Annotated in this window: 16 protein-coding genes and 2 tRNA genes; 8 read left to right on the forward strand and 10 right to left on the reverse strand. The window is 69.5% G+C overall.

Features of this window, described 5'->3' with window-relative positions; all coding sequences use genetic code 11:
* Positions 1-136: 136 nt before the first annotated feature.
* Positions 137-209, reverse strand: a tRNA-Arg gene (locus tag SCNU_RS18310).
* 58 nt (positions 210-267) lie between these two features.
* Positions 268-356 (reverse strand) — tRNA-Ser (locus tag SCNU_RS18315).
* Positions 357-468: 112 nt separating this feature from the next.
* On the opposite strand from SCNU_RS18315, the gene hisC reads away from it, so the two are divergent.
* Positions 469-1,530 (forward strand): histidinol-phosphate transaminase, encoded by a 1,062-nt coding sequence (gene hisC, locus SCNU_RS18320; protein ID WP_040518876.1) that lies wholly within the window; start codon positions 469-471, stop codon positions 1,528-1,530.
* Between the two features lie 240 nt (positions 1,531-1,770).
* Here hisC and SCNU_RS18325 read toward each other — a convergent pair whose 3' ends face one another.
* Complete coding sequence (locus SCNU_RS18325) at positions 1,771-2,766, reverse strand: alpha/beta hydrolase (RefSeq protein ID WP_009680912.1); 996 nt, start codon at positions 2,764-2,766, stop codon at positions 1,771-1,773.
* Positions 2,767-2,852: 86 nt separating this feature from the next.
* Between SCNU_RS18325 and SCNU_RS18330 the strand changes: the two genes are divergently transcribed.
* On the forward strand, positions 2,853-3,302 hold the full coding sequence (locus SCNU_RS18330; RefSeq protein ID WP_009680913.1) for an acyl-CoA thioesterase: 450 nt from the start codon (positions 2,853-2,855) through the stop codon (positions 3,300-3,302).
* Between the two features lie 6 nt (positions 3,303-3,308).
* Here SCNU_RS18330 and SCNU_RS18335 read toward each other — a convergent pair whose 3' ends face one another.
* The 6 genes from SCNU_RS18335 to SCNU_RS18360 are packed head-to-tail and all read right to left on the reverse strand — an operon-like array spanning position 3,309 to position 9,261.
* The gene (locus SCNU_RS18335) at positions 3,309-4,523 is read right to left on the reverse strand and encodes a hypothetical protein (RefSeq protein ID WP_040518886.1); all 1,215 of its coding nucleotides are present in this window, start codon (positions 4,521-4,523) and stop codon (positions 3,309-3,311) included.
* Between the two features lie 10 nt (positions 4,524-4,533).
* Positions 4,534-5,649, reverse strand: coding sequence for an acyltransferase family protein (locus SCNU_RS18340; protein WP_009680915.1), 1,116 nt, complete (start codon positions 5,647-5,649; stop codon positions 4,534-4,536).
* A 53-nt stretch (positions 5,650-5,702) separates the two neighbouring features.
* Entirely contained in the window at positions 5,703-6,314 is a 612-nt protein-coding gene (locus tag SCNU_RS18345; RefSeq protein WP_009680916.1) for a response regulator transcription factor, read from the reverse strand.
* Positions 6,315-6,367: 53 nt separating this feature from the next.
* The gene (locus SCNU_RS18350; protein ID WP_040518879.1) at positions 6,368-7,480 is read right to left on the reverse strand and encodes a sensor histidine kinase; all 1,113 of its coding nucleotides are present in this window, start codon (positions 7,478-7,480) and stop codon (positions 6,368-6,370) included.
* 36 nt (positions 7,481-7,516) lie between these two features.
* Complete coding sequence (locus SCNU_RS18355) at positions 7,517-8,293, reverse strand: ABC transporter permease (RefSeq protein WP_009680918.1); 777 nt, start codon at positions 8,291-8,293, stop codon at positions 7,517-7,519.
* A 29-nt stretch (positions 8,294-8,322) separates the two neighbouring features.
* Positions 8,323-9,261, reverse strand: a complete 939-nt coding sequence (locus SCNU_RS18360; protein WP_009680919.1) for an ABC transporter ATP-binding protein — start codon at positions 9,259-9,261, stop codon at positions 8,323-8,325.
* A 185-nt stretch (positions 9,262-9,446) separates the two neighbouring features.
* Here SCNU_RS18360 and SCNU_RS18365 point away from each other — a divergent pair, with 185 nt between their 5' ends.
* The 3 genes from SCNU_RS18365 (at position 9,447) to SCNU_RS18375 (ending at position 12,790) form a co-directional block, all read left to right on the forward strand.
* Entirely contained in the window at positions 9,447-10,718 is a 1,272-nt protein-coding gene (locus SCNU_RS18365) for a GAF domain-containing protein (protein ID WP_009680920.1), read from the forward strand.
* 114 nt (positions 10,719-10,832) lie between these two features.
* The gene (gene exaC / locus SCNU_RS18370; RefSeq protein WP_009680921.1) at positions 10,833-12,356 is read left to right on the forward strand and encodes an acetaldehyde dehydrogenase ExaC; all 1,524 of its coding nucleotides are present in this window, start codon (positions 10,833-10,835) and stop codon (positions 12,354-12,356) included.
* A gap of 11 nt (positions 12,357-12,367) precedes the next feature.
* Positions 12,368-12,790, forward strand: coding sequence for a DUF779 domain-containing protein (locus SCNU_RS18375; protein ID WP_040518881.1), 423 nt, complete (start codon positions 12,368-12,370; stop codon positions 12,788-12,790).
* Positions 12,791-12,898: 108 nt separating this feature from the next.
* On the opposite strand, the gene SCNU_RS18380 is transcribed toward SCNU_RS18375, so the two are convergent.
* Entirely contained in the window at positions 12,899-13,927 is a 1,029-nt protein-coding gene (locus SCNU_RS18380) for a YeiH family protein (RefSeq protein WP_009680923.1), read from the reverse strand.
* 174 nt (positions 13,928-14,101) lie between these two features.
* Here SCNU_RS18380 and SCNU_RS18385 point away from each other — a divergent pair, with 174 nt between their 5' ends.
* From SCNU_RS18385 to SCNU_RS18395, 3 genes are read left to right on the forward strand one after another with little or no spacing between them, the layout of a single operon-like run.
* The gene (locus SCNU_RS18385) at positions 14,102-15,001 is read left to right on the forward strand and encodes a LysR family transcriptional regulator (protein ID WP_009680924.1); all 900 of its coding nucleotides are present in this window, start codon (positions 14,102-14,104) and stop codon (positions 14,999-15,001) included.
* A gap of 5 nt (positions 15,002-15,006) precedes the next feature.
* The gene (locus SCNU_RS18390) at positions 15,007-15,624 is read left to right on the forward strand and encodes a class I SAM-dependent methyltransferase (RefSeq protein WP_009680925.1); all 618 of its coding nucleotides are present in this window, start codon (positions 15,007-15,009) and stop codon (positions 15,622-15,624) included.
* Positions 15,615-17,225 (forward strand): FUSC family protein, encoded by a 1,611-nt coding sequence (locus tag SCNU_RS18395; protein WP_009680926.1) that lies wholly within the window; start codon positions 15,615-15,617, stop codon positions 17,223-17,225. The genes SCNU_RS18390 and SCNU_RS18395 overlap by 10 nt, the downstream gene beginning before the upstream one ends.
* Positions 17,226-17,251 lie beyond the last annotated feature (26 nt).

Here is a 17,251-nt window from a genome sequence, read left to right on the forward strand (position 1 = left end):
CCCATCACCAGGATTGAAAACAACCTGCCTGGACATCACACCTAGTACGGCACACCTGGACAACACACCTAGTACGGCACAACTGATTCGACCAACGAGAAGGTCCCCGTCGCGAACGACGGGGACCTTCTCGGAGTGCGCCCGTAGGGATTCGAACCCCAAACCTTCTGATCCGTAGTCAGATGCTCTATCCGTTGAGCTACGGGCGCGTAGTGGATCTTGCGATCCGCACTTCATTCAATTATACCGGGCGCGTGTCCCGGTCGGCGGAGGCGAGAGGATTTGAACCTCCGGTTCCATTTTCATGAAACAACTCATTAGCAGTGAGTCCCATTCGGCCGCTCTGGCACGCCTCCCTGGTGGAGTCCTTTCGGGCCGCCGGGGCAAAACATTACACAGAGTGAACGTCAGGATGCAAATCGCTGACCGGATGGGCAACGATCTGCAGGTCAGACGTACATTTGAGGGGTGAGCATGCGAATCCGCCCCGATCTGGACACCCTGCCCGCCTACGTCCCCGGCAAGACCTTTCCGGGCGCGATCAAGCTTGCGAGCAACGAGGTGACCGACCCGCCGCTGCCGAGCGTGGCATCCGCGATCGCCGATGCCGCCGCGACCGCCAACCGCTACCCCGACAACGGGATGGTGGAGCTGACCGACGAGCTCGCGAAGAACCTCGGCGTGACGCCCGCCGAAGTCCAGGTGGGCTGCGGCTCGGTGATCCTGTGCCAGAACCTGATCCTGGTCACCGCCCGACCGGGTGACGAGGTGCTGTTCGGCTGGCGCTCGTTCGAGATGTATCCGGTGGCGACCCAGGCCGTCGGCGCGACACCGGTCCAGGTCCCGTTGACCGGCGACGCGGTGCACGACCTCGCCGCCATGGCCGACGCGATCACCGATCGCACACGCCTGATCTTCGTCTGCAACCCGAACAACCCGACCGGCACGGTGGTGGAGGCGCAGGCGCTGCACGACTTCCTGGCGGCCGTTCCGTCCGACGTCGTCGTCGCGCTCGACGAGGCCTATTTCGAGTACATGCGCCTCGACGGCCCCTACTCCTACGACGCCCTGGAACTGCGTCGCGAGTTCCCCAACCTGGTGGTCCTGCGCACCTTCTCGAAGGCGTACGGCCTGGCCGGGCTGCGTGTCGGCTACGCCGTGGGCGACCCTCAGGTCATCACCGCGCTGAACAAGGTGCACGTGCCGTTCACCGTCAGCACCGTGGCGCAGGCGGCGGCAATCGCCTCGCTGCGCGCCCAGGACGAGCTGCTGGCACGGACCGACGCGGTCGTCGCCGAGCGCGAGCGGGTGACCGCTGAGCTCCGACGGCTCGGCTACCGCGTTCCGCCGTCGCAGGCGAACTTCGTGTGGCTGATGCTCGGCGACGACGCGATCCCGTTCGCCACGGCGTCTGCCGAGGCCGGCGTGATCGTCCGCCCGTTCGCCGGCGACGGCGTCCGAGTCACCGTCACCAACCCCGCCGAGGACGACGTCTTCCTGAAGTTCGCAGCGTCCTGGGCGGGCAACTGACGGAAGGGTCCCCGTGACGACGGTTGCTGGACTATTTGTCCGGCAACCGCTGTCACGGGGACGCTTAGGTCAGTAAGCGCTTGGTGCAGTGAGGCGCTTGCCGAGGGCAGTCGGCGTGCGAGCGGCGATGTGCATCGTCGCTTCGTTTCTCTGCTCGCTCGACGAGCCGGCGGGCCGACCTGCGTGCGATCTGAGCTGCGCTCGATACGCTCGGTCGACCAGCCTGTAGCTGCTCTACCCCTACAGGGCGGGCGAGATCGCGGCCCAGGCCTCGGGGAGGTCCTGCTTCCAGTACTCCCAGCTATGGGTACCGATCAGGCGGAAGCCCGAGGTGAACGGAACTCCCTTGGCGCGCAGCAGGGCCGCGAACTCCAGCGAGCACCGGTTGGCGCCGACCTCCAGAGCCGAGCCGGCCGCGATCTGGGCGTCTTCCGGCCCGTCCTTGGGGTCGCGCTTGGTCGTGATGTCCAGCGGACCGACGGCGCCGGAACCCGACGAGATGTAGAGCGCCTTGCCGCGAAGTGCGTCGACGTTGCGCGACGGATCGTGGGCCAGCCACTCCTTGGAGCCCGCAGGACCCCACATGTTGTCGGCGTTGGCGCCGCTCTGCGCGACCGTCGCACGCACGTACGCCTCGTTGGCCTGGCCGGAGACCGGCGGGCAACCGCTCATCGAGGCGACGCCGCGGTACAGCTTGGGGTGGCGGGTGGCGAGCGCGAAGGCCGACTGGCCGCCCATCGACAGGCCCATCACCGCGTTGTTGCCCGAGCCGTAGAACTTCGAATCGATCACGCCGGGCAACTCATCGACCAGGAACGTCTCCCACTGGGGTTTGCCCAGCTTCTTGTCCTTGTTCTCCCAGTTCGTGTAAAAACTGCCCGCGCCGCCGGCGGGCAGGACGACGTTCACGTCGCGGCCCGCGAAGAAGGTCTCGGCACCGCCCTTGGTGATCCAGTCACTCACCTCGTCGCCCGCGCCGGCACCGTCGAGCATGTAGACGGTCGGCCGCGGCGCTGTGCCGCCGGGGCTCAGCACCGTCACCGGCACCGCGCCCTTCATGGCGGCGGACTTCACCATCAGGTCCACGCGATGGATGCTGCGCACGTTCTCGGAGACGATCCGCGCGCCCTTGGGCGCGGCGTCGACCGGCGCGCACGACACCGAGGCGAGCATTCCCGCAGCCCCGACGACGGACAGGGCGGTAGCCAGCTTCAGTGACAGACGATTGGACCACATGGTCGCCCACAGTACCGGGCCTTTGTATCCGATGCGTGAACGGAACCTCCGCGATCGGGCTTTGAGCCGACACTAAGATCGGCGCCATGACCGACGACTCCGCTCCACTTCCCCAGTGCGCGTACGCATTCACCGCGACCGTGCCGGTCAGATGGTCGGATATGGACGCTTTCGGGCACGTCAATCATGCGCGGATGGTGACCCTGATGGAGGAGGCACGAATTCAATGGTTGCTCAGTGCAGGAGATGATTACGCACCGCTGATCAAGAGCGCGATGATCGTCCATGTCGACATCAGGTATCAATCCCAACTGCATCACGAGAACTCGCCGATCCGCGTCGGCATGTGGATCGAGAAGTTCCGGTCGGTCGATTTCACCATCGGCTACGAGATCAGCGGAGCCGGCGCCGCGCCGGGTTCGCGACCGGCGTGCGTCGCGCGCACTCAGATGGCCGTCGTCGACATCGAGGAACATCGGCTCCGGCGCCTCACCGACGACGAGAAGAACCACCTGCGAGCCTGGAGCCGCGGCTGATTCCGCTCACTTCGGCGACTCAGGTTCGTACTTCGGCGGCAATTGCGCCGGCGCCGAGGTGCCGAGCTGCGCGATATTGCCCTGCAGCACGTCGCGATAGATCCGCAACTGCTCCTCGCCGCTGCGCACCTGCTGCGACAGCCTGCGCGAATGGTCGGCGGACAGCTCCCGGTCGCCCGACCTGGAGAGCAGGTGGTCGATGCGGGCGTCGATCGTCGTCGCGCGGTCGAATTCGTTGAGCAACCTGAGCTCGACCGCCGCGGATTCGACCGTCGCGCTGATCTCGACCAGCGCGTGCACCCGATCGATCAGCTCGCTCCACACCGGGCGCAGTGCCTCTTCCCGCTCCTTGATGTGCGCGACGAAGCCGGGGTCGAACCCGCCGTTGGCCCGCGCGCGATCGAGGTCCACCCGGAGCGCTCTGAGTGCGACGACGTCGGATGCGATCTCGGCGAGCTCGGCGTGCAGATTCACCTGAACCCGCTGCATCTCGAAGTGATCCGACAACCACGCCGGATTGGTCCGCACGCGGTCGTAGTAGTGCCCGGCGACGAACAGCAGCGTCTCGTAGCCGTCGGCGAACGTGGCGCCACGCGACGAGTCCTGCGTGGTCGGCGCGGTGCCGAAGACCTCGTCGGCCCAGTGCTCCACTTGCCGACGGCCGGCCCGACCGGCCACCTTGTCGACGACGCCGGCCACCTTGTCGAGCGCGTCGGTGCCCGCCCAGCGCGCACCGGACGTCGAGAGATTCGCCACCGGCGTGCACAGCAGGCCGGCGAACAACTGCTCGCGCTCCTCGACCTCCAGATAGACGTTCTCCCGGCGCTCGCGCCGGATCGCCCGCATCCCGGACGGGAAGACGCCCTTGCCCGCGACCACCGCGCGATGCGCGTCGTCTCGGCGACGGGTCAGTCCGGACATCCGCGATCGGATGATCGGAACGACGAAGCCGGGCAGCATCGTCGACGTGAGCTTGCGCTCGGCGTGCAGGATGCCCCGCTGAACGCGGCGCAGTTCGGTGAATCCCGCCTGCGGCACCGGCATCGGCATACCCAACGAGACACGACGCACCACCGTAGCCCGCGCGGTGGGCACCAGGTATCCGGCGGCGACCAGGATGCACGCGGTGTCGGACAGTTCGACCGGCTGCCCGGGCACGCGCGCGTCCGTCGTCCACTGCCGGAGGTCGGCGGCTGAGACGGCACGCTGCGGTGAGGTCATGTCGCCGATCCTACCCGCGGGCTCCGACAGTCCGCGTCCGCGAATCACGCCACAGTGGTGCCGTCATGCGGTGCAGCACCCACGCGACCGGCACGCTGATGACGGTGGTCACCGCGAAGGCCGCGAGGGTGGAGCCGGTGAAGATCGAATAGCCGAGCAGATCCATCACGAACTCGAGGACCATGACGTGGACGAGGAAGAACTCGTAGGAGATCTCGCCGAACCACACCATCGGCCGGCTGCCGCACAGTCGCGACCACGGGTCGGCCCCGTCGCCGATGGCGAGCGGCCCGACCAGCCCCAGGGCAACCATCAGGTACAGCGAATGCTTCACGACGGTCGCGCCCGCGTCGTTCGGCACGATCGTCGGCTCGCCGCCCACGGCGCCCGCGCTCAGCAGGAACGCGACCACTGCGACCGCGACGCTGGGCAGCGCGGGCCAGCTGCGGACGATCCGAGCCAGCACCGCGAGGATCATGCCGCCGACGAACCAGCTCGCGAAGGCCGGCGGCCACAGTCGAGCAGTGGGGTCCACTCCCTCCGAGCCGTGCACGACCATCGTCCACAGCGGCGAGACCAGCAACAGCCCGCCGAGACCGGCGAGCAGGAGGTCCGGGCGCCAGCGATCGCGGCAGGCGAAGTGCGCCAGCGGCCAGGCGACCAGCGGCAGCGCGACGTAATACGCCACCTCCGCGGCCATGCTCCACATCTGTGTGAGCCCGGTGTGCAGGTGGCCCAGACCGTAGACCTGTGTGAACGTGAGGTTCCGGAGCAGCCCCGACCAGCCCTGTCCGAAGTCGGAGGTGTCGGTGCGGAACAGGAAGATCACGTAGACGGCGACGACCGTGATCCAGTACGCGGGCAGGATCCGGCGGGCGCGATGCCAGGCGTACCGGCCCAGCGCCGGGTAGTGCGCGGGCGCACCGGACCGGGCATCGTGCAGCGCGCGGACCCACGGCGCGAACAGGAGGTAGCCGGAGAGGACGAAGAAGATCGCGACGCCCACTTCGAAGCGCGACAGCAGCCGGCCGAGGTAGTCGTCGGTGTAGTGGCCGGTCCAGAATGCGGCATGAGTGAGGCAGACGGACAGCGCGGCGACCGTGCGCACACCGGTCAGCGCAGGCACCCGTCGCCGCGGCGCGAGTCCGGTCGGCGCCGTCTCCGGCCGCTCCGCCGCGTTCAGATCCAGCCCCGATCTCGCGCGATCCGGGCGGCTTCGGCACGGGTCGACGCGCCCGTCTTCCCGATGGCCGACGAGAGGTGATTGCGGACCGTACCCGCCGACAGATGCACCTGTGCCGCGATGGTCGCGACCGTCGCGCCGGACAGCGCCGCGGCGAGCACCTCGGTCTCGCGTGGCGTCAGCGGATTGTCGCCGCTGGTCAGACTCTCGGTGGCGAGCGTCGGGTCGATGACGCGCAGCCCGGCGTGCACTCGTCGGACCGCGTCGGCCAACTCGGCGGCGGGGGTGTCCTTCACCACGAAGCCGGAGGCCCCGGCGTCGACGGCCCGCCGCAGATAGCCGGGACGACCGAACGTGGTGACGATCAGCGAGCGGACTCCCGGGAGTTCACCCGTGATCCGGGCAGCCGCCTCGATGCCGTCGGCGCCGGGCATCTCGATGTCGAGCAGGCACACCTGCGCACCGCTGGCCCGGGCGGCGTCGACCACCTCGTCGCCGCGCCCCACCTGCGCGACCACCGAGAGGTCCGGCTCCAGATCGAGCAGTGCGGCCAGCGCGCCGCGGACCAGCGCCTGGTCGTCGGCCAACAGCAGTTTGATGGTCTCCACGCCGAACCCCCTCTCGCAGACACGAACCTACCGCGAGCACGGCGGCGCGCGGACTACTCGGGGCCCAGCCCGACTGTCGCGGTCACCGTGGTCCCGGTCGCGTCGGAGTCGACGACGAGTCTGCCGCCTCCCGCGTCGACCCGTTCGGCGAGTCCGCGCAGTCCGTTGCCGAAGGTCAGCAGCGGTGAACCACGACCGTTGTCGGCGATGCTGATCGATTCTGCCGTCAGCGTCACCGTGCACCGCGTCGCCCCGCTGTGACGGACCACATTGGTGACCGCCTCCCGAAGGACCCAGGCGAACAACTCGGCGTGGACACCGTCGCAGGAGTCCGGATCCGGCAGATCGGCGTCGATGCCGGCCGTCGTCAACGCGATCTCCGCCGCGGCGACGACGCTCGGCAGCTCCGGCGCACGCAGGTTGCCGACGGTGGCGCGGACCTCGGCGAGTGCCTCGCGGGCGAGCGCGTTCAGCTCGGCGAGCTCGGTCTTCGCGCGGTCGGGGTCCAGGTCGACGAGCCTGCCGGCCAGTTCCGACTTGACCGAGATCACGGTCAGCGAGTGTCCGAGGATGTCGTGCACGTCGCGGGCCACACGTTCCCGCTCGGCGACGACCGCCAGCCGCGCGTTCAGTTCGCGCTGCCGCTCCGTCGCCTCCTCGCGCTCTCGCTGGCTGTCGCGCATCACGCGGGAGAAGCCCATCGTGATGCCGACGACGACCATCACGATCAGGAAACCGGTGTCGAGTTCCCACCCGACGATCTCCGGCACCACGACCGCCGCGGCGATGATCGCGACCACCGCGGCCAGCGAGTACCGCGGCTTCCACGGCGCCGCGAACGACACCGCGGCCATCAGGAACGGGGCGACGGCGAACGCGTCGGTGTGCAGGATCGGCATCAGACCGACCATCAGTGCGGCCAGTGCGGCGATCGCCGTGTTCCGCAACGCGACTGAGCCGTCCTCGTCGAACATCGAGTACACGCACAGCAGCAGGTAGACGACGACGAACAGGGCGAGCAGCGCGAGGCCGATCGCCTTGACCGCGGCGGAGGAGTCCGAGGTGATGACCGCGACGACCGGATAGACGATGAAGATCAGCCAGACGGCGGCGAACACCCAGCGCCCGCTCCGCCACGGTGAGGCGGGAGCGGGCGTTGGGGACATCGATACCTCCGAGGGTCGGGGCGCTGACACCGGCGACTACTGCCTGCGCGCGCTGCGGTTGTAGAAGTAGCTTGCCGCACCGGCGAAGACGACGGCCCAGAAGACGATGTTCGCCACGATCACGAACAGCGAGAGGTGAACGCCGTACGACGTGACGCCGTGGTCGAGCGGGTAGCGGGCGAGCGCGGACACCCCGAACATCGGCGTGAACTCGCCGATCCGCAGCATCACTCCGTCGAGCGGAACGAACACGCCGCCCGCGAACGCCAGCAGCGCGAGGGCGCCGCCCATCACCTGCATCGCGCCGTCGGACTTCAGCACGCTCCCCAGCGCCAGACCGAAGGCTGCGAAGACGGCCGACCCCGCCCAGGCCAGCAGGAGGCAGGCCACCCACACGCCGATCGGCGCGGTGGCTCCCGAGAGCACGCCGACGACCGCCAGCAACACCACCGGCAGGGCACTCATGGTGATCGCGAGGGCGACCTTGGTCGACACGTAGCCCGCCGGGCGCAGCGGCGTCATCAGCAGGGTCCGAGTCCAGCCCGCCTGCTGTTCGATCGAGACCGACGCGGCGTTCGACGCGGCGGCGATCACCGCGCCGTAGAGTGCCATGCCGACGAGGACGTAGAAGGCGACGTTGCCGCTGCCCACCGTCTCACTGTTCTTCTGTGTGGCGCCGAAGACGAGGTAGAGCAGCGCGGGCATGGCGACGGTGAAGATCATGGCCCGCCGGTTCCGGAGGACGCGGCGGATGTCGTTGCGGAGGTAGACGGTCGACACGCGGCCGGCGGCGAGGGTCGAATCGATGGTCATGACGATGCCTTTCAGTGGTCGAACGAGGATCAGGCGTGCGCGGTCAGCGCGACGAATGCGTCCTCGAGGTTGTGGCTGGCGATCTCGATCTCCCGGGCGCGGGTGCTGGTCAGCAGGTGACGGGCCAGCACGTCGGAGTCCTCCAGGGACAGGTAAAGGCGTCCGCCGCGACGTTCGGTCACCTGCAACTCGGGGAAGACGCGCATCAGTCCGGGGACGGCGTCGTCGTCGAGCACGGCCGAGACGATGCGGCGGCTGGCGCGGGCCCGGATCTCGGCGGTGGAACCGTCGGCCACCACCCTGCCGTCGGCGATCATCACGATGCGATCGGCGAAGGAGTCGGCCTCCTCGAGGTAGTGGGTCGCGAACAGGACCGTGCGACCGTGCTGGGCGTCGGCCCGCATCGCCGCCCAGAAGGTCCGGCGCGATTCGACGTCCATGCCTGCGGTCGGCTCGTCGAGCACGATCAGGTCGGGGTCCGGGAGCAGCGCGAGCGCGAACTTCAGTCGCTGCTGCTCGCCGCCGGAGCACCGGGACACCTTGCGGTCGGCCAAGCCGGCGATCTCGGCGCGGGCCATCACCTCGCCGATGTCGGCGGTGCGCCCGTGCAGTGCGGCGATGGTCGACACCGTCTCACCGACGGTGAAATCGTCGAGCAGCCCGCCGGTCTGCATCACCGCAGCGATGCGGCCCGCGCGAGCCGCGTCCCGGGGAGAGCTTCCGAAGACGACGGCGGTGCCGGCGTCCGGGGTGGTCAGCCCCAGGATCATGTCGATGGTGGTCGTCTTGCCCGCACCGTTCGGTCCGAGGAAGGCGACCACCTCGCCCGGCCGGATCTCGAGGTCGATGCCGTCGACGGCCGTGACCGTCTCGCCCTTCGAGCCGCGGAACCGCTTCGAAAGACCGTTGAGTGCGATGGCCGGAACCGCCGACGCGGTTCGCGCTGAGGTGAGATCACGCTGTGTCATGCCATTCACTCTCCCGCCGATGCGCTCACGTCACCCAGAGCGGATGTCATCACTTCGGCATGACGTTTGTCATGGCTCGGGACCCGATGCCGGGCACTGCCGTAGGCCCGATCGTTGCCCAGGTCACACCGTCCAGGCACAATCGGAGTACAAGGACCTGCGCAAACAGTCGGGAGTTGAACGTGATGGGAGAAGGCACCACCGTGTCGACTCGCGTCCGCCGCGCCTACGAGCAGTTCCTGGCGGGCGTGGCCCCCGCCGACGACACCGTGCGTTCGCTGGTCCGGGAGTCGTGGGAGCGCTCGCGCAGCCGCGGCGTCGACCCGGCCGACCTGGAGCCCGGGCACGACGGCGCGCCGATGTCGGGAACGGAGTTCGACGCCTATCGGTCCACTCATCGACTCGCGGCGATCCGTCCGCTGGTGCAGTCGTTGATCGTCGACGACATCGCCGACGCGGGCGTGGTGGTGGCGCTGACCGACAACCAGGGGCGCCTGCTGTGGGTGGAGGGCGACCACAGTGCCCGCGACGCCGCCGCGCGGATCAACTTCGTCGAGGGATCGGTGTGGAGCGAGGACACCGTCGGCACCAACGCGCCGGGACTCGCGCTGACGATGAACCGCGGCGTGCAGATCATCGGACCCGAGCACTTCTCCGGGCCGGTGCAGAACTGGAACTGCGCGGCCGCACCCGTTCACGACCCCGTGTCCGGCGAACTGCTCGGGGTCATCGACGTCACCGGCGGACCGGCCGCGGCCGCGCCGTTCGCGCTCGCCGCAGTCCGATCCGTCGTCGCCGCCGTGGAGCGCGAGCTGAACTCGCGCGCCGTCGACCTCTCCGTCCCCGAGACCTTCGGCGCCCTCGCCAGGCCTCAGCTGACGGTCCTCGCCGACGGCCCCGCACGCTGGCGGGACGGTCCGGGCGCCGCCCGACCGCTGTCGCCCCGGCACGCCGAGATCCTGCTCCTGTTGCAGAGCTACCCGGAGGGACTCGGCACCGAGCAGCTCGCGACCATGCTGTCCGACGAGGGGCTGGGCGCGGTGACCGTGCGAGCCGAGATCTCCCGGCTGCGGCGCGACCTCGGCGACGTCGTCGCCGCTCGCCCCTATCGACTCACCGTTGAGACGCGGTCCGACGTCGACGACCTGCGCGGGCTCATCGAAGCCGGTGAGCTGACCTCCGCGGTCCGAACCCTGGGCCGAGGCGGTCTGCTCGCCGAATCGCTGGCGCCCGGCGTCGTCGAACTCCTCGACGAGGTGCGCGAGGATCTGCGCTCGCGGATGTTCGGCACCGGCGACCTCGCGGCGCTCAGCGCCTGGGTCGCCTCACCGCACGGCCGCGACGACATCACCGCCTGGAACGCCCTCGCCCACCGGCTCCCCGCGGGACATCCGCAGCGGTCCGTCGCCGAAGGCCGCGTCCGGTTGCTCGACCGCCGATTCGGCGTCCAGCGATAGGCTCGCAACCCGCCGACCTCACCCGCATCGCGATGCAACGTGACTGCAACCACCATCCTCCTAATGTGTGATTCACCTCACCGAACGAAGTGATTCCACGAAGGAGTGCCCGCCATGACCGTCTTCGCAAAGCCCGGAGCCGACGGCTCGCTGATGAGCTACCAGTCCCGCTACGACAACTGGATCGGTGGCAAGTGGGTTCCGCCGGTGAAGGGTCAGTACTTCGAGAATCCGTCGCCGGTGGACGGCAAGACCTTCTGCGAGGTCGCCCGCTCGACCGCCGAGGACATCGACGTGGCGCTCGACGCCGCCCACGACGCGGCTCCCGCGTGGGGCAAGACATCCGTCGCCGAGCGCGCGGCCGTGCTCAACAAGATCGCCGACCGCATGGAGGAGAACCTCGAGAAGATCGCGGTCGCCGAGTGCTGGGAGAACGGCAAGGCGGTCCGCGAGACCCTCGCCGCCGACATCCCCCTCGCGATCGACCACTTCCGATACTTCGCCGGCGCCATCCGCGCCCAGGAGGGCGGGATCTCGGAGATCGACAAGGACACGGTCGCTTACCACTTCCACGAGCCGCTGGGCGTGGTCGGCCAGATCATCCCCTGGAATTTCCCGATCCTGATGGCGACGTGGAAGCTGGCCCCGGCGCTCGCGGCGGGCAACGCCGTGGTGATGAAGCCCGCGGAGCAGACGCCCGCGTCGATCCTCTACCTGATGAGCCTGATCGGCGACCTGCTCCCCGACGGCGTCGTGAACATCGTCAACGGCTTCGGCGTGGAGGCGGGCAAGCCCCTCGCCTCGAGCAACCGCATCCGCAAGATCGCCTTCACCGGTGAGACCACCACCGGCCGCCTGATCATGCAGTATGCGTCGGAGAACCTCATCCCGGTCACCCTGGAACTCGGCGGCAAGAGCCCGAATGTCTTCTTCGAGGACGTGATGGCCTCCGACGACGGCTTCCTCGATCGCGCGCTCGAGGGCTTCTCGATGTTCGCGCTCAACCAGGGCGAGGTCTGCACCTGCCCGAGCCGCGCGCTGGTCCAGGGCAGCATCTATGACGAGTTCCTCGAGCGGGCGGTGGCCCGGGTCGCGGCGATCAAGCAGGGCAACCCGCTCGACACCGACACCATGATGGGCGCCCAGGCCAGCAGCGACCAGTGGGAGAAGATCAAGTCGTACCTGGAGATCGGCAAGCAGGAGGGCGCTCAGGTGCTCACCGGCGGCGAGCCCGCCGACCTCGGCGGCGACCTCTCGGGCGGCTTCTACATCCAGCCGACCGTCTTCGGCGGCAAGAACGACATGCGGATCTTCCAGGAGGAGATCTTCGGCCCGGTGCTCGCGGTGACGTCGTTCTCCGACTACGACGACGCGCTGGCGATCGCCAACGACACCCTCTACGGTCTCGGCGCCGGCGTGTGGAGCCGAAACGGCGCCGTCGCCTACCGGGCCGGCCGCGACATCCAGGCCGGCCGGGTGTGGACGAACACCTATCACGATTACCCGGCGCACGCCGCGTTCGGCGGCTACAAGCAGTCGGGCGTCGGGCGCGAGAATCACCTGATGATGCTCAGCCACTACCAGCAGACCAAGAACCTGCTGGTCGGCTACGCGCAGAACGCCAAGGGCTTCTTCTAAGCCGGCGTGCGATGAACCAGCCAGCAACCGTCGCACGCGTGGTTGCCCGCGACTCCGCCGTGGAGCTCCTGACCAAGCTGTCGGAGCTTCACGGCGGTCTCATGATCCATCAGTCCGGCGGATGCTGCGACGGCTCCGCCCCCATGTGCTACCCGGTCGGCGAGTACCGGATCGGTCAGCGCGACGTGCTCGTCGGCGAGATCGACCTGCCGGAGCCGCTGCCCACCGTGCGCATCTGGATCAACGGCGACCAGTTCGAACTGTGGAAGCACACCCAGCTGATCCTCGACGTGGTCCCCGGCCGGGGAGCGGGCTTCTCGCTCGAAGCTCCCGAGGGCGTCCGCTTCCTCTCCCGCTCGCGGGTGTTCACCGACGAGGAGAACGCGGAACTGGCGGCCTCGCCGCCGCTCACCGGCGCCGACTTGGGCGTCTGAACCGGAGACGCCACATCGTCTACTGACCGGAGCGTCCCCGTGACAGAGGTTCCCGGACACATGGTCCGACAACCGCCGCCACGGGGACGCTCCGGTCAGTACTCTCGGCTATCCGGCGAGCAGCACCCCGCCGAGGGCGATGCCTGCGACCAGCACCGTGGTGATCGCCGCCTGGACGAACGGGCGCCATCCGACCTTGCGCATGACCTCCATCCGGACGCCGAGTCCGAGCGCGGCCATCGCGATGGTCAGCAGGACCACCTGGGCCTCGTGGCCGATCGAGATGACGAACGAGGGCAGCACGCCGGTGGAGCGCAGGACGGCGCAGGCGATGAAGCCGACCACGAAGAGCGGGACGATCGGGGGGCGCTTGCCCGCATCGCCGGTCATCTTGCGCTGACGGATGCTCAAGACGGTGACGACCGGGGCGAGCATCATGACGCGGGCCAGCTTGACGACCACCGCGACGGTGAGCGCGCCGCCGCCGATCATGCCGCCCGCGGCGACCACCTGAGCGACCTCGTGGATCGAACCGCCCGCCCACATGCCTGCCATCTTGTCCGACAGGCCCATCGCACTCGCCAGCAGCGGAACGGCCGGGATCATCAGGGTGCCGAAGATGACGACCGTGCCGACCGCGGTCGCGGTGTCCTCGTCATCGGCTTCGATCACGCCGTCGACCGCCGCGACCGCCGCCGCACCGCAGATCGACATGCCGCAGGCGATCAGCAGGCGGCGTGCCAGTGGGATGCCCAGCGCCTTGCCGATCATCAGTCCGCCGAAGATGCCGCCGAAGACGATCGCCACCACCACGAGGATCATGCCGAAGCCCAGGCCCAGCACGTCGCCGAGGACGAGCTGCAGACCGAGAAGGGCGACGCCGATGCGCAGGAGCGTCTTCGAGGCGAAGGTGAGCCCCGGGGCGGTGGCGGTCGGGAGGTGGACGACGTTCGCCACCACCGCGCCGATCACGATTGCCAGGAGCAGCGGGCTCACCGCGGGGAGGGCCATGTTGATGCCGGTGGCCGCGAGCGCGACTGCGCCGCAGACCAGCAGCCCGGGGACGAAGGTGCGGACGCGGGACTGGCGGTCGCCGCCTTCCGCGGGCTCAGTGGGGCGGTGCAGTGTCTGGGTCATGCCTCTACATTCGGCTGGTCCGGTCGCTGCCGGAACCCGGACATCCGATATGCAGACATATCAGTTCGATATGGGTATTCAGTTCGGTGAATACCGTGGCGGGCGGGTCACCGCGTCGAGATCCGCCGCCTGAACGATGTCCGACGGTGCCCGGCGCCGGGGTAATGTCCAGCCGTGGACTTGCGATCGATCGACCTGGGGGCATTGGAACTGCTCGTCGGCGTCGACGACCACGGCAGCCTGAGCGCGGCGGCCCGCGCCCTGCACGTCGCGCAGCCGAATGCCTCACGCGCCATCGGCCGACTCGAACGACAACTGGGCGTCCGCCTGCTCGACCGCGTGACCACCGGATCACGCCTCACCCCCGACGGCACCGTCCTCGTGCACTGGGCGCGCCGCACGGTCGACGACGCGCGCGCACTGCTCGACGTCGCAGCCGGACTGCTCAGCGACACCGCCGCCGAGGTCACCGTCGACGCGTCGATGACCGTCGCCGAACACCTGATGCCCCTGTGGCTGGGCACCTTCCGCGCCTCGCATCCCGACACCACCGTGCATCTGCGCGTCCGCAATTCGACGGCGGTCTTCGACTCAGTCGCCTCCGGGACCTGCGACGTCGGCTTCGTGGAGAGCCCGTCGATCCCGCCCGGCCTGCACAGCGCGGTGGTCGCCCGCGACCGTCTGGTGCTCGTCGTCCCGCCCGGACACAAGTGGGCCCGGCGGCGCGCGCCCATCGACATCGCCGAGCTGGCCGCGACGCCGCTGCTGGTCCGCGAGCCGGGCTCGGGCACCCGGACCACCCTCGAGGTCGCGCTGGCCGACTACGACATGGCGGCGCCGATCCTCGAACTCGGCTCCAGCGCCGCGATCCGCACCGCTGTCGCGGGCGGTGTGGGGCCCGCCGTGCTCAGCACCCTCGCGGTGCAGGAGTCCGCGCGCAGCGGCGAGCTCCGCGCGATCGACGTCGACGGCCTCGACCTGTCCCGCGAACTGCGCGCCGTGTGGCGGCCGCCGAAGACGCTGCAGGGTCCGGCCGCCGAACTCGTCCGGATCGCCCGGAGGTCGGCACAATAGACACCGTGATCGCCGACCGACCCGGCTACGACGCCCTCGCCGAGAAGTACGCAGAGACCTTTCCCGAACCCTTCCAGACCGCGATCGAACGTCGAGCGGTCGACGCCTTCGCCGATCTGGTGCAGGCGTCTGGCCTCGAGCCCGGCGTCGTCGACGTCGGCTGCGGCACGGGCGGCGTCGCCGCACATCTGGCGCGGCGCGGACTCTCGGTGCACGGCGTGGACCCGAGCACCGGAATGCTCGCGGTGGCGCGACGGGAACACCCCGAGCTGACCGTGACAGAGGGCGACGCCCGCCTCACGGGTGTCGATCTGTCGAAGGTCGGCGGAGTGATCGCCAGGCACAGTCTGATTCACGTGCCGCCCGACGAGGTCCGGGCGGTGCTCGTCGACTGGTCCGCGCGCCTGCCGACCGGCGCGGTCGTCCTGGTCTCGGCGCAGGCCGCCGACGAACCCGGGGTTCACGAGTTCGACCACGCGGTCACACGAGCGTGGCGCTGGCACCCGGACGCGCTGGGCGCCGCAGTCGTCGCGGCCGGGTTCGACGAGCTGTGGCGGACCGTGAGCCGCGCCGACGCCGACCATCGCTTCCCCGACGTCCACCTCGTGGCGCGATGCCGATGAGCAACGACCCGCACATCCCGCCGTCGCGCCCGTCGGTCCGGGCCCTGCTGTGGTCGCGCCCGTCCACCCGCGGCCGGTGGGCGCCCGCGGCCCGGGCGGGCCTGGCGTTCGTGCTGCCCGCGATGACGCTGCTGAGCCTCGGATTCGACCGCAACTCGGTGCTCGCCGCGCTCGGCTCGTTCGCACTGCTGTATGGCGAGCGCCGTCCGTACCGCATCCGGTGGAAGGTGATCACGACCACCGGAGCGCTGCTGGTCGCCACCGCAGCCGCCTTCGGTGCGATCGGCTCGTGGATGGGACCGGACGAGTCCTTCGCCAGGGAGTCGGTGATGGTCGGCGCCCTCGCGCTCCTCACCGCCGTCTCCGTCTTCGGGGTCAACGCCCTGCGGCTGGGCCCGCCCGGACCGTTCTTCCTGGTCCTGGTCGGCGGCGTCGCGGTGATCGTGTGCCGGGCCGGCGGGTCGCCCGCGACGGTGGTCGTGTGCACCGCCGCCGGCGCCGTCGCCGGTCTGATCGTGAGCATGGCGCCTGCGCTGTGGCGGCCGCACGGCCCCGAGACCGCGGCCACCGAAGCCGCGCTGGCCGAGAGTGAACGATTCCTCGACGACAACCGCGAGCCCTCGCGCAGGCACAGTGTGGCGGCGTCGACGCTCAATGCGTGGTCGGTGCTCCACGACGCCGCGCAGACGGACGGCGACCTCGCGCATCGCCTGTGGCTGACTCATCATCGGGTGCATGACGCGGAGGCCGGCGCGCTGATGGCACCGCTCCCCCGTCCCGGCATTCTGCGCCGGCTCCGGTTCGCCTGGCGGCTCGACAGTCATGCCACCGTCACCACCGTCCGAGCCGCGATCGCCGCCCTGCTGGCGGGCGGGATCTCCGTCGTCGCGGGCCTGGGCCGGCCGGACTGGGCGATCATGGGCGCCGTCCTCGTACTCCAGATGGGGCCCGACCGCGTTCGCGGTGCGGTCCGCGGCGCCCACCGCGTGCTCGGCACCCTCGGCGGACTGGTGATCTTCGCGGTGCTGCACGCGCTCGACCTGCACACCGCCGCCCTCATCGTCGTGCTGGCGCTGCTCAACGTGATGATCGAACTGACGGTGACCACGAACTATGCGCTCGCGGTCACCTTCATCACGCCGCTCGCGCTGCTCATGGGCGCCTCGCCACAACCGCTCTCCCACCAGATGACCTCGCGCGTGCTCGAGACGCTCCTCGGCGTCGCACTCGCGATCGCGGCCACCTGGTGGGTGTTTCCCCGCGCACACCGAAGTACCCTCCGGTCCGACGACGAGGCGGCGCGCCGGGCCTGCACCGATCTGGTGTCACTCGCGGCCACCGAGGTTCCGGCCTCCGTCACCATGCGCGTGGCCCGCCGCGATCTCCAGTGGCAACTGCTCGAGGCCGAACTGGACGCGACCGACAGCGCCAACGACGACCCGCCGTGGGCGAGACGGTATTGGCCGGCCCACGCAGCGGTCCGCGCGGTCGGCTACGACGCCCTCTCCGCGTGCTGGCGCGCCGGGCCCGACGGCTTGGTCCCCGAGCCGGTTCTGAATCAACTCACCTCGAGAATCACGGCCAGCCGGCTGACCGAGTGACCCCCCACCTGCTGGTTGAGCTCAAC

Origin of the sequence: Gordonia neofelifaecis NRRL B-59395, from assembly GCF_000192435.1 — a bacterium.
Lineage (GTDB): Bacteria > Actinomycetota > Actinomycetes > Mycobacteriales > Mycobacteriaceae > Gordonia > Gordonia neofelifaecis.